Annotated in this window: 10 protein-coding genes; 6 read left to right on the forward strand and 4 right to left on the reverse strand. The window is 65.0% G+C overall.

Annotated features, from left to right (window positions below; genetic code table 11):
* Window positions 1-9 precede the first annotated feature (9 nt).
* The 3 genes from FVQ98_RS03185 to FVQ98_RS03195 form a co-directional block, all read right to left on the reverse strand.
* On the reverse strand, window positions 10-435 hold the full coding sequence (locus FVQ98_RS03185; protein WP_147911976.1) for a YbaN family protein: 426 nt from the start codon (window positions 433-435) through the stop codon (window positions 10-12).
* Window positions 436-613: 178 nt separating this feature from the next.
* Entirely contained in the window at window positions 614-1,420 is an 807-nt protein-coding gene (locus FVQ98_RS03190; protein ID WP_147911977.1) for an ABC transporter permease, read from the reverse strand.
* Window positions 1,417-2,088, reverse strand: coding sequence for an ABC transporter ATP-binding protein (locus FVQ98_RS03195; RefSeq protein WP_147911978.1), 672 nt, complete (start codon window positions 2,086-2,088; stop codon window positions 1,417-1,419). The genes FVQ98_RS03190 and FVQ98_RS03195 overlap by 4 nt, the downstream gene beginning before the upstream one ends.
* A 172-nt stretch (window positions 2,089-2,260) precedes the next feature.
* Here FVQ98_RS03195 and FVQ98_RS03200 point away from each other — a divergent pair, with 172 nt between their 5' ends.
* The 6 genes from FVQ98_RS03200 (at window position 2,261) to FVQ98_RS03225 (ending at window position 10,410) form a co-directional block, all read left to right on the forward strand.
* Window positions 2,261-3,754 (forward strand): AMP nucleosidase, encoded by a 1,494-nt coding sequence (locus tag FVQ98_RS03200; RefSeq protein WP_147911979.1) that lies wholly within the window; start codon window positions 2,261-2,263, stop codon window positions 3,752-3,754.
* A gap of 146 nt (window positions 3,755-3,900) precedes the next feature.
* On the forward strand, window positions 3,901-5,889 hold the full coding sequence (locus FVQ98_RS03205) for an IPTL-CTERM sorting domain-containing protein (protein ID WP_147911980.1): 1,989 nt from the start codon (window positions 3,901-3,903) through the stop codon (window positions 5,887-5,889).
* 426 nt (window positions 5,890-6,315) lie between these two features.
* A complete protein-coding gene (locus FVQ98_RS03210) occupies window positions 6,316-6,972 on the forward strand; it encodes a TetR/AcrR family transcriptional regulator (RefSeq protein WP_147911981.1) in 657 nt (218 codons plus the stop codon).
* Window positions 6,973-6,999: 27 nt separating this feature from the next.
* Window positions 7,000-8,361, forward strand: coding sequence for a phenylacetate--CoA ligase family protein (locus tag FVQ98_RS03215; protein ID WP_147911982.1), 1,362 nt, complete (start codon window positions 7,000-7,002; stop codon window positions 8,359-8,361).
* A gap of 37 nt (window positions 8,362-8,398) precedes the next feature.
* Window positions 8,399-9,163, forward strand: coding sequence for an enoyl-CoA hydratase/isomerase family protein (locus FVQ98_RS03220; protein ID WP_147911983.1), 765 nt, complete (start codon window positions 8,399-8,401; stop codon window positions 9,161-9,163).
* Window positions 9,164-9,219: 56 nt separating this feature from the next.
* Window positions 9,220-10,410, forward strand: coding sequence for an ABC transporter substrate-binding protein (locus FVQ98_RS03225; protein ID WP_255507609.1), 1,191 nt, complete (start codon window positions 9,220-9,222; stop codon window positions 10,408-10,410).
* An 89-nt stretch (window positions 10,411-10,499) separates the two neighbouring features.
* On the opposite strand, the gene FVQ98_RS03230 is transcribed toward FVQ98_RS03225, so the two are convergent.
* Window positions 10,500-12,662: a 3-hydroxyacyl-CoA dehydrogenase NAD-binding domain-containing protein gene (locus FVQ98_RS03230; RefSeq protein WP_147911985.1), complete on the reverse strand. Its 2,163-nt coding sequence runs from the start codon at window positions 12,660-12,662 to the stop codon at window positions 10,500-10,502.
* Between the last annotated feature and the right edge of the window lie 13 nt (window positions 12,663-12,675).

Below are 12,675 nucleotides of genomic sequence, written 5' to 3' on the forward strand. Positions count from 1 at the left end.
GCGACGCGCCTACGCGTCCGGCCGGTGCCAGAGCCAGATGCCGACGGCCAGCATCACCGCCGGTACACCCAGGCGCAGCCAGAGCGGGATCTGCGGCAGGAACTGCATGCCGATGGCGCTGACCGCCATCATGCTGGAGCTGAGCCACTTGATGCGGCGGGGAATCGCGCCGTGTCGGCGCCACTGCACGATGGGCGGACCGAACAGGCGGTGGTTCAGCAGCCAGATCTCGAACGCAGGCCAACCCTTGCTGGCGGCCCACGCCGACGCAATCAGGAACGGCACCGTGGGCACCACCGGCAGCGCGACGCCCACCAGGCCGAGCCCCAGGCAGGTCAGCGCGAGCGCGCGCCATGCCAGCACGGTGAGGCGGCGCCGCAGCGCCACGCGTTCGGGGCTGGGCACGGGGCGCTGGTGCTCGGGCAGTCCGGTCATCGCGCGCTTGCCCTCGGTGCACGTCCATCCGCGCACGGGCCGCGCCCGGCGTAACGGGACGCTGCGGGGCACGGCAATGGGGCTGCCTTCCTGCCAGATATTTGCATGGCAGCAGCATGCCACGGCGCCCTGCCCACCGCTGTCAGCCAGCGCCTGATTTGGGGCAAAAGCCCTCCCCTCATCCACCCGGCGGGGACTTCAGGCGGTCGAGGCGCAGGCGGTCGCGCGCGTCGGTCACGCGGGCCACGGCCCAGTAGCTCACGCCGATGGCGCCCAGCCCGGCCGCGCCGGCCAACAGGAGCAGCACCAGGATCTGGTACTTCGCGGCTTCGAGCGGTGCCATGCCGGCCAGGATCTGCCCCGTCATCATGCCCGGCAGGGTGATGATGCCGGCGGCCGACATCTGGTTCATCACCGGAATCAGGCCCTGCTGCAGCGCGGCGCGCTGCAGGCCGCCCAGCGCCTGGCGCCGCGTGGCGCCAAGCGCCAGCTGGGCCTCGATGGCGGCGCGCTCGCGCGCGACGCCGCGCGTGAAGGCGTTGAGCGTGATGCTCACGCCGTTCATCACCGAGCCCAGCACGATGCCCACCATCGGGATCGCCGCCTGCGGCGACCACCAGGGTTGGTGCGCCAGCATCGCCAGCCCCAGGCCGGCCACCACGACCGTGGCCAGCGTGCTCATCGCCGCGCCCATGCCCCAACCCCACCAGCCGCGCAACTGCCGTTCCTGCCGCGCATAGATCTCGCGCGCCGCCGCGCCCAGCATGAACACCAGCACGGCGCCCACCAACCAGGGCGACTGCAGGGCAAACACCATCTTCAGCATCAGGCCGACCAGCAGCAGCTGCACCACCACCCGCACTCCGGCCACCAGCAGCGGCCGCGCCAGCCCCAGCCCCAGCACCAACGACAGGCCAGCGTTGACGACCAGCAGCGATGCCGCGAGCAGCAGCTCGCTGAATTCCACCGTTGGCACGGAACTCATCGGGGCCCCGCTTCCAGCGCCAGGGCGTCGGCGGTTGGTCGGCTCGCCTCGGCTTGCAACGCGCCGTCGGCCAGCGTGTAACGCCGATGCGCCAGGCGCTGCGCCTGGGCAGCATCGTGAGTGACCAGCAGCAGCCCCGCGCCTTCGGCCAGGCGCTGGCGCAGCAGCTGCTCGACCAGCGCGCGCGCCTCTTCGTCCAGACCGGAGGTCGGCTCGTCCAGCAGCAGAACGCGGTTGTCCGGCTGCAGCGCGCGCAGCAGGGCCAGGCGCTGGCGCTCGCCGGTGGAACAGCGCGCGACCGGCGCGCCCGCCAAGTCGGGCGCCAAGCCGACGCGGGGCAGCAAGGCGGTCAGGTCCACGCCCGGCGCGAAATGGGCAGCCACCGTGTCGGCCCACCACCCGGACTCGGCAGCGACGTAGGTGACACGGCGGCGCCACAGCGGCGCCGGCATGGCGCTGCACGCGGCACCGCCCAGCCACGCGTCGCCCTCATGGGGGTCCAGATCGGCAACGGCGCGCAGCAGCACGCTCTTGCCCGCGCCCGACGCACCCATGATCGACACGCACTCGCCCGCCGCCACGTCCAGATCGACCGGCCCGACGTGCAGCCGACGCAGGCCCTTCAGCACGAGCAGCGGGGCGGTTCCGGGCACCGAGGTCGAGGGCATGAAACTCCTGATTCAATAGCTGGTCGCGCAGGTGGTTGTAGGGCTGGAGGCACAAATCACTTGAAATCCCCGTGTCGCCAGTCGGCGCTGATCCCTGCCGCCGGATCATAGTGCGCGCCTCAGCGCGCCGCCGCAGTCACGCGGCGGTCTCGGGCAGCGTGGACAATGGGCCATGATCTCGCTTCCGCCGTTCATTCCGCCTGCCCCGTTCGACGATGCCGCTGCCGCGCTGGCCCAGGTGCAGCGCATCTACGACGCCGGCTGCGCCCACCTGCGCAGCGCCCTGCTCGCCTACATCGAGGGCCCGGCCGACCCGGTCGGCCCCTTGACCCGCGTGCGCGCCTGCTACCCGTTCGTGCGCCTGCACGTGCCGCATGGCCGCCACCCCGACACGCGCCTGGCCTACGGTTTTGTCAGCCAGGGCGGCAACTACGAAACCACGCTGACGCGGCCCGAGCTGTTCTCCTCATACTACTTGGAGCAGTTCCGCCTGCTGATCGAAAACCACGGCGTCACGCTGGAGGTGGGCACCAGCCATGAGCCGATCCCGCTGCCCTTCAGCCTGGGTGAGGACGAGCACTTCGAAGGAGGCCTCAGCCTGCGCCAGCGCCAGCGCCTGGCCGACATATTCGACCTGCCCAACCTGAACGCGATGAACGACAGCATCGCCAACGGCACGTTCGAGCCGCCGCCGGGCGAACCCGCCCCGCTGGCCCTGTTTACCGCCCCGCGCGTCGACTATTCGCTGCACCGCCTGCGCCATTACACCGGCACCTCGCCCGCGCACTTCCAGAACTTCGTGCTGTTCACCAACTACCAGTTCTACATCGACGAATTCACTGCGCTGGGCCAGCAGGAAATGGCCAACCCCGACAGCCAGTACACCCGCTTCGTGCAGCCCGGCAATGTGATCACGCACCGCACAGGCCTGACGCCGCCCGCTGACGAGGCCAACGGCCTGCCGCCACCGCGCCTGCCGCAGATGCCGGCCTACCACCTGGTGCGGCCGGACCGCAGCGGCATCAGCTTCGTCAACATCGGCGTCGGCCCCAGCAACGCCAAGACCATCACCGACCACATCGCCGTGCTGCGCCCGCACGCCTGGATCATGGTCGGCCACTGCGCCGGCCTGCGCAACAGCCAGCAGCTGGGCGACTACGTGCTGGCCCACGGCTACGTGCGCGAAGACCATGTGCTGGACGAAGACCTGCCGATGTGGATCCCCATTCCCGCGCTGGCCGAAGTGCAGATCGCCCTGCAGCAGGCGGTCGCGGACGTCACCGCGCTGACGGGCGACGAACTCAAACGCGTGCTGCGCACCGGCACCGTCGCCACCACCGACAACCGCAACTGGGAACTGCTGGGCGCCGGCGCGCCGCAGCGCCGCTTCTCGCAGTCGCGCGCCGTCGCGCTCGACATGGAAAGCGCCACCATCGCCGCCAACGGCTTCCGCTTCCGCGTGCCCTACGGCACCCTGCTGTGCGTCAGCGACAAACCCATGCATGGCGAGATCAAGCTGCCCGGCATGGCCAACCACTTCTACCGCGAGCGCGTGAACCAGCACTTGAAGATCGGCATCCGCGCGATCGAGCGCCTGCGCGAAAACGGCCTGGACCAGCTGCACAGCCGCAAGCTGCGCAGTTTTGTGGAAGTGGCGTTTCAGTAAGCGCCGCGCGATAACCACAATTGGCGGCGCGGCCCAGACCGGGCTGCACCCGGCTTCGCGGCCCAGCGATACTCCCCTAAACTCATGGGAGGGCCCGCCCGACGTCATGCACGGCGGGCCGCACTTGACCAATCAGGGAGAAAAAAATGTTGGCTTGGCGTTTTACCCAGGGCATGTTGCTGGCTGGGCTGATCGTCGGCTCGGCCCAGGCCACGCCGGTGACGGCCGTTTTCGGTGATCAAGCGGGCACGCTGTGGGCACCGGCGGCGCCCACCGCCGTCACCGACCGAAGCACCATCGTCATCGGCTTTCAGGTGGGCACGGGGGCCAGTGCCAAGCGCTATTCCACCGGCGCCAACGACAGCTTGATGCCCACCGTTCCGGCATTCACACCGGCGCAATTCCAGGCGCTGGCCCCGGACAGTATCCTGACGCCCACCAGCGGCAGTCCGCTCATCGGCAAGGGCACCGCCTTCCCGATTGACCCCAAACCCCCGACACCCCCGCCACTTGCGCCGCTGATCACCGACGGCGTCCAGGGCCTGGAGTTGGCCACTGCCGTATTCAACTTGCCGGCCCAGACACTGCGCTTTCGTGTTGGGCTGCCCGCTTCGCCGGACTTGACCACGCCGGCCATGCTGGTCACACAAGTGGGCGACACCAGCAAGCCCGACGTCTACCAGTTCGTAAACAGCGTTGGCACCGTGGTGGGCCACCCCGTGTCCATCATTGTCAGCCCAACCGGCATCGCACGCATCAATTGGCAGTTCTACCGCGTTGATGGGAGCAACGCCGCTCACGCGCCGGGCACCATCACGGGGGTTGGACCGCGAGCCGTGCGCCTCGCCAGTTTCACGCTGGCTGACTTCGGCATCACCGCCGCCAATGCTGGCACTGTCGCGAGTTTCGAGCAAAGCCTGAGCGGGGAATCGGACGTGGCCTTCGTCGCATACAACAAGGGCTTGGTCATGGTGCACGGGCCGGACATGGCAATTGACCTGTCTGGGCTGACCAATGCGCCGTTGGTCCAAGCACAGTCCTACTACGGGACATTCACCTGCCAGAACAGGGGCACGGGCGGCGCCAGTGCGGCAGCGATGCCGGCCACCAACTGCACCGTGAGCACTTTGCCCGCGGGTCTTGCCGTCAGCGGCTGCTCCATCGACACGGCTGCGCCGCCGCCCCCCTGGACCGCCGGACAAACTTTGCCGGCCGGCGCCACGGTGACGTGCGCCGTCTCCGGCACGCCCACTGCCCTGGGCACCACCGCCGTCAACGGCAGCACCAGCGGGGCCAACCTCACCACAATCAACGGCACACCCGTTACCACGCCCGACACCGACCCAAGCAACAACAGCGCCATGCTGGCGTTGACCGTCAGCGCCGCGCCGCTGGCCGACATGCGGGTCGACAGCGTCAACCTGCCTGCTGGCACCGTGGGTCAGCCATACAACGGCAGTTTTGCGTGCGGAAACCACGGTGCCGGTGCCGCCTCGGCTGGCACTTGCGCGCCCGCCGGGCTGCCGTCCTGGGCGACGGCTGATTGCACGCCTAAGCCGCCCGCGGCCTTGGCGTCAGGCGCCGTCATCAACTGCACGGTGACGGGCACGCCCGACGCCAAGGGAAGTTCGTCGGTCATCGTGCGCACTAGCGCGGCGCAGGAGTCGGACACCACCAACAACGAAGGCAGCGCCACACTGGTCATCGGCGGCACGCCCAACGTGATGATCGATCTGAGCGGGCTGCCCACCACCGGCACCGTCAATCAGCCCTACACGGGCCACTTCAGCTGCACCAACCAAGGCACGGCCGACGCCACGGGCACCGTGTGCAACGCCACCCTGGCGCCGTGGATGGCCCTGGGCGCCTGCACGCTCAGCCCTTCGAGCAGTGCGTGGACGTCGCCGAGCGACATTCCTGGAGGCCAGACCGTGACCTGCCAAGTCACTGGCACGCCCACCCAGACCGGCCCGTCGACCATCAACGGCACTGGCGGCACGAACACCGCCACGACCACCGTCACCGTCGCGGGGGCCGCCTTGCCTGTGCCGACGCTGGGGCAATGGGCATTGATGCTGCTCGCCGGCTTGCTCGCCGCGTTCGGCCTGCATCGCTCGAGCCGCCGCGCACACTGAGAGGGTTGGTGAATAAAAACGGGCGGCCACGGGCCGCCGTTTTTTTTGCATCGCGGGCGGCGCATCCGGTCTGGCATGGGCACCCGCCGACCCGACGCTGCAAGCCCCAGCGTTGCAGGTCGGCCAGGAAATTCGCCAAGGCCTGAGCGCTGCGCTTTGCTGACGCCGACAGCACGCAGCAAGACGGGCAATCGAGTCTCCGTGTCCTGGGACAGTGCGACCAAGCGGGCCGGCATGGCCCAGCCCTAAAACTCCGCTCCCGTCCCCTCTTGTCCGCACCCAGGGTTAGTCCTAGTGAGTGCGACTCACCTAACGTGTACGATTGTAAGTGAGTGGAACTCACCTTGAAGGCGCCAGCGTGTTTGCAAGCCTTCTGCTCCGGGGTGCACCTCATCCGCGGGCGTGTAGTGACACAAGGGGATCGCTTTGCAACCACACATCAATCATCCCACCCTGCCTGATGACCAAGCGGCCGAGGCAACGGAGATCAAGCCGAAGACCGGCACCCGCTTGCCCAAGGAAGTGCGCATGCAGCAAATCGAATTTGCCGCGCTGAAGGTCTTTAGATGCCGTGGCTACAAGGACGGCTCAACCAAAGAAATCGCCAAAGAGGCTGGCGTGACCGAGGGCCTGATTTTCAAGTACTACCCGACCAAAATTCAAATACTCGAAAACATCATTTGCACCTGGTACGACAAGGCGCTCAGCCAATACCTGGCACAGATTCAAATAATCGAATCACTCAACGACAAGTTGAAATATGCAATCAGTCACAACCTGGAATGCATGTGCAATGACGCGGAAATATCCAACTTGTATCTCGAACTCAGAAGAGACAGATATTTCAAGAGTTCTCGACTACTTGAATACAACAAGCTGTATGTGGGAGAAATGATTAATGTCATCAAAAACATACAAGACACCCACAACACTGGGCGTGAGCCCATCCGACCAACTCTCATCGCGCAGATGATCTACTCCATGGCAGAAGCCAGAAGCGAGCCTCATCGATTTGGAGAGAAAAAGATCAATATTCAAACGACGGCCGATGAGATTTACGAACTCTTCATGCGGCTGCTCTAACCACCGCCTTCAACACAGGACTTCATCATGCACGGAATCAGGTATGCGAGCCAAGGTATAAATTCGCTGAGCGAAGAGCAACTTCGCGCGCACCAATGGATGCTGCTTCAGCAGCAAATTTCCTATTGCCTGGATAATTCCACCTATTATCGAAAGCGATTCAAGGATCTGGATGTTGAAGTTGGCGATATCAAGGGGCTTGACGATTTTCTAGCCCTCCCCGTGCTGATGGGCAAAGACCAAGAGCGGTTGGCTCAAAACGAATCGCTGGAAAAGCAAGGTCACCCCTTCAGCTCGTACCTGTGTGCCCGGCTCGACCAGATCGCGGTGACGGCCACCACCAGCGGAACCACGGGTGACCCGACCTTCACCTACACACTCACACACAGCGACCTGCGTCACCTGAATTCGGGCATTTCCTCGATGATGAACCACGCGGGCATCCTCCCGGGAGAGCGCGTCCTTTTTGCCCACGCTCTGGGGATTTACGCCACCTCGGCCGTCCTGCCACCCCTCCGAAATTCGGGCGTCTTGCCGATCGATGTGGACGTTCGTGGCGGAACCGACGCGATTCTCAAATTCGCGCAGATGACTTCGCCCACCGCCTTGATGACCACGCCGTCGCTGGCGCAGTACCTGGCCGAGGCGATGCCGCAGAAAACCGGTAAACCGGTTTCTTCGCTCAATCTCAAGGCAGTTTTTGTGGTTGGCGAAATTGGCGCCGGCATTCCTGAAATCAAGGAAAAGATCGAATCCGCCTACGGTTGCCGGGTATACGACTGGATCGCACCTTTTGCGCAAACCCTGGCATTTTCATGCAATAGCCATGAATACCACGGCATGCATGCGGTGACACCGGAGATCGACCTTTACCCGCTCGACCTCATTGACCCGGAAACTGGCCGGCACGTCGAACCCGTGGATGGCGCCATTGGCGAAGCGATCTGCACCTCGCTCAATCGGCAAGCGCGGCCTATCCTGAAATACGCAACCGGCGACATCGTTCAGATTTACCGGAACGAATGCCCGAACTGCGGCTTTAAAGGCCCACGATTCAAGGTTATCGGCCGCTCGGACGACATGCTGATCGTCAAAGGCGCCAACATTTATCCGGCCTCGATCCGCACGGTGATCAACGAATTTGTGCCTCAAATCACAGGGCAAATGCGCATCGTGCTGAACCAACCGCCGCCGCGCGTGGAGCCGCCCTTGCTGATCAAGGTGGAAAAGGGCGAAGGCATGACGGATGAAGCCGTCAAGGACGTCGACGCAAAAATCAAGAACGCCCTGCATACGCGCATCCGGCTGACACCCGCCATTGAATGGGTGAACGCGGGCGAACTTGAGCGCGCCGTGACCAAGACCCCCATGTTTGAAAAGAGGTATTGAATTGAAAACACCGGAATTCGAAACACTGCGACTTGACGTGGCAGGCGACACGCTCGTTGCCACGATGTCGCGCCCGCGCGAGCTCAACGCCGTATCTTCTGCCCTGCTCGAGGAACTGGTCCAGCTGGCCGATTGGTTGAAATACCAAACCAGCATCCATTTCCTGATTCTGGACCACGAAGGCCCCGCGTTTTCGGCCGGTGCCCACCTGAAGGAAGTCAGCGGCATTCTTGACGATAAAGAACACGCCGTGGATCGGCTTCGCATCAACCAGATCGTTGCCACCGAGATGGTCCGCAAGATGAGCAATGTCGAGCAGATCACCTTTGCCGCCGTTCGCGGGCCCGCCTACGGCGCCGGCGTGGGCATCGCGATGACCTGCGACTTCCGCGTGATGGAAGAAAACGCCAAGTTCAACTTGCCTGAAACCCGGCTTGGCATGTTTCTGACCTACGGCCTGACGCCCAGCCTCGTTGCTTCCATCGGGTTGGCCAAGGCCAAGGAAATGATCATGTTTTGCGAGGACTGGGACGCAGAAAAATGCCAACAGGCCGGTCTGGTCGAGCATGTCGTCGGCACGGGCGCGGCGCGCACCAAGATTGCCAGTCTGATCGATCAGCTGCGCACCATGGATTGGCAAGCGCTTCGACTGGTTAAGCGGATTGCCAACTCGGCCGCCGCCGCGATCGTCAACTCACCATCGACCACCGAGGTCGAACTCGCTGGCTTTGCCATTGCCGGCGGCGAGGTCGCGACGCACCTCAATGACTTTGTTCGCCGCAAAGCCGAAAGCAAGAACTAAAACGGCGCCCTTCCACCATTGATTCTGGAGACATGATGAAACTTTCACCCTCGCTGTTGGCCTTGTCGGCTGCTTGTCTGGCCGCCGGTGCGCAAGCCCAGATTTCGGACGACAAAATCAAGATCGGTGTGCTGACCGATATGTCGGGCATATTCTCCGATTTTTCCGGTCGCGGCTCGGTTGAGGCGGCCAAGATGGCGGTAGAGAAACTCGGGGGAAAGATTGCCGGCAAGCCCGTCGAGGTGGTCTTTGCCGACCATCAAAACAAGCCGGATGTTGGGCTGGCCATTGCGCGCAAGTGGTTTGACACCGAGGGGGTCGATGCCATCGTCGATATTCCGCAGACGGCCATCGCGCTGGCGGTCGTGAACCTGGCCGTCGAGCGCAACAAGGCCGTTCTGCTTTCGTCTGCCGCGTCCTCGGACTTGTCAGGCTCCAAATGCACACCCAACCACGTGATGTGGACCCACGACTCCTGGGCTTACACCAACACGGTCGGCAGGCAGATGGTCAAGGAGGGTGGCGACACCTGGTTTGTCCTGGCTGCGGACTACGTGTTCGGGAAAGTGCTCACCAACGACCTGACGTCGGCCGTCAATAAAGCCGGCGGCAAGATGGTCGGGACGGTCGCGCACCCGGTCGGCACCAACGACTTTTCGTCGTTCCTGCTACAAGCGCAGAGCTCAAAGGCCAAGGTCATCGCGCTCGGCAACTCGGGCGCCGACGCTGCCAACGCCGTCAAGCAGGCCACCGAGTTCGGGTTGACCCAAGGCGGCAAGCAACGGCTGGCGGGCTTGTTCATGACGCTGCCCGATATCCATTCCTTGGGCACCAAACTGACCCAAGGCATGTACCTCAGCACGACCTTCTATTGGGACAAGAACGACAGCACGCGCGCTTTCACGAAGCAGATATCGGCACGCAACAAGGGCATCTACCCCGACGCGCCGCAGGCGGGCGTCTATTCAGCCGTGCTCCACTACGCGAAAGCCATTGAATCGGAAAAAACCGACGCGGGCGACAAGGTCATCGCCGCGATGAAGAAGATCCCCACCGATGATCCGCTGTTCGGCCCGGGGCGGGTGCGGGAAGACGGTCGCAAGATCCACCCCGTGTACCTGATGCAGGTCAAGACGCCCAAGGAGTCGACCGGTCCCTACGACGTCTACAAGACCGTCGCCGTCACCCCGGCAGAAGAAGCGTTCCAGCCGCTGGCGGAAAGCGCCTGTCCGCTGGTCAAGAAGTAAGCGGAAGGGCAGCGGCCAGATAAACAGGCGCTGTGCTGCTAAGCAGCGCAGCGCCACGGACGCGCCAACCGCTCAGCCGCTGCCGCCGATCAGTACGCCGGACGGAACTTCTGGATCGCCGCGCGCACCTCGTCTGACAGCGCAAAGCCCGCCCCGTACCGGGCCGCCAATGCCGCGCAGCGCTTGTCAAACTCCTCGACGCCCTGCCCATAGATGAACTGCATGGCGCCGCCCGTCCACCCCGGAAAGCCGATGCCGAAGATGCTGCCGATGTTGGCGTCGTGCACGCTGGTCAGCACGCCTTCGGCCAGGCAGCGGGCGGTTTCAACGGACTGGCGGTACAGCAGACGGTCTTGCACGTCCTTTGCGGTCCACGGCACGTCGGCACGTTCGAACAGCGTTTTCAACTCGGGCCACAGGTGCTTCTTGCCATCGGCGCCGTAGTCGTAGAAGCCGCCGCCGCCCGCACGACCCGGGCGCTTCAGCGCCTTCACCATGCGCTCAACCAGCAACTCGCCTGGTGTGGCGCCGTAGGTTTTGCCTTCCGCTACAAAGTCGGCGCGGGTCTGGTCCAGCACATGGACGGACAGCGACAGCGCGGTTTCATCCAGCACAGCCAGCGGCCCGACCGGCAGACCGGCCTGGACGGCAGCGTTCTCGATCACGGCCGCCGGAATGCCTTCGCCCAGCATGGCCGCGCCTTCCATCACGTAGGCGCCGAAGGTGCGGCTGGTGTAGAAGCCGCGCGAGTCGTTGACAACGATGGGCAGCTTGCCCAGCGCCAGCACGTAGTCGTAGGCGCGCGCCACCGTCTCGTCGTCGGTCTGCTGGCCGCGGATGATTTCCACCAGCTGCATCTTGTCGACCGGGCTGAAAAAGTGGATGCCGACAAACTGGGCCGGCCGCGCGCTGGCCTGCGCCAGCCCGCTGATCGGCAGCGTGCTGGTGTTGCTGGCGAAGATACCGCCGGGCGCCAGCATGGGCTCGGCCTCGCGCGTGACCTGGGCCTTCAAATCGCGTTGTTCAAACACCGCTTCGATGATCAGATCGCAGCCGTTCAGGTCGGCCACGTTGGCGGTGGGCGTGATGCGCCCCAGCAGCTCGGCCTGCTCCACCGCGCCCATGCGGCCCTTGGCCACGCGCGCGCTGGTGAGCTTCTCGCTGTAGGCCTTGCCGTGCGCGGCCTTGTCGGCGCTGACGTCCTTCAACACGGTGGCCATGCCGCGGCTGGCCTGCGCGTAGGCGATGCCCGCGCCCATCATCCCGGCACCCAGCACGCCCACCTTCCTTGGGCGCCACTTGGGCACGCCACCGGGGCGCGACTGGCCGCTCTTGATCGCGTTCATGTTGAAGAAGAACGTGTTGATCATCGCCCTGGTCACCGGGCTGGCCAGCAGCCCCGCCAGGTAGCGGCTCTCGATCCGCATCGCGGTGTCGAAGTCGACCTGCGCGCCTTCGACCATGGCCGACAGCGTGGCCGCCGGCGCTGGGTACAGGCCGCGCGTGCGCGCCTTCAGCATGGCCGGCGCCACGGGCAACATCGCGGCCACCTTGGGGTTGTCCGGCGTGCCGCCCGGCATGCGGTAGTCCTTGCGCTCCCACGGGTGCTGCGCCGCTTCGGGCTGGCCTTGCACGCTGTCGATCCAGGCGCGGGCGGCGGGCAGCAGCGCGTCGGCGCTGGCCACCAGCTCGTGCACCACACCCAGTTGAAGCGCCTCTTGTGGGCCGAACAGCTTGCTTTCGACCAGGTACGGCTGTGCCCCGGTCAGGCCCAGCAGGCGCGTCATCTTGGTGATGCCACCGCCGCCCGGCAGCAGGCCGATGCTGACTTCGGGCAGGCCGAGACGGATCTTCGCGTCGTCCACGGCGATGCGGTAATGGCCCACCAGGCCCAGCTCCCAGCCGCCGCCCAATGCCGCGCCGTTCAGGCAGGTCGCGATGGGCTTGCCCAGCGTTTCGATGGTGCGGAAGTGGCGCTTCATGCCCTCCACTTCGGCGAAGAACCTGCGCGGCGCTTCCACCGCGTCCATGCGCATCACACCCTTGAGGTCAGCGCCCGCGAAGAAGGTGCTTTTGGCCGACGCGAGCACGATGCCGCGGAACTGGTCTCGCTCCGCGCTGAGCTGGGTGGCCAGCGCGGTCAGATCGGCCTGCCAGGCCTCGCTCATGGTGTTGACCGGCGCTGCCGGATCGTCGAAGGTGACGACGGCAATGCCGTCCTCGATGGCGTAGCGCAGGGTCTTGTAGCTCATGGATGCTCTTAAT

Origin of the sequence: Ottowia flava (assembly GCF_008017535.1) — a bacterium.
Classification (GTDB): domain Bacteria; phylum Pseudomonadota; class Gammaproteobacteria; order Burkholderiales; family Burkholderiaceae_C; genus Ottowia; species Ottowia flava.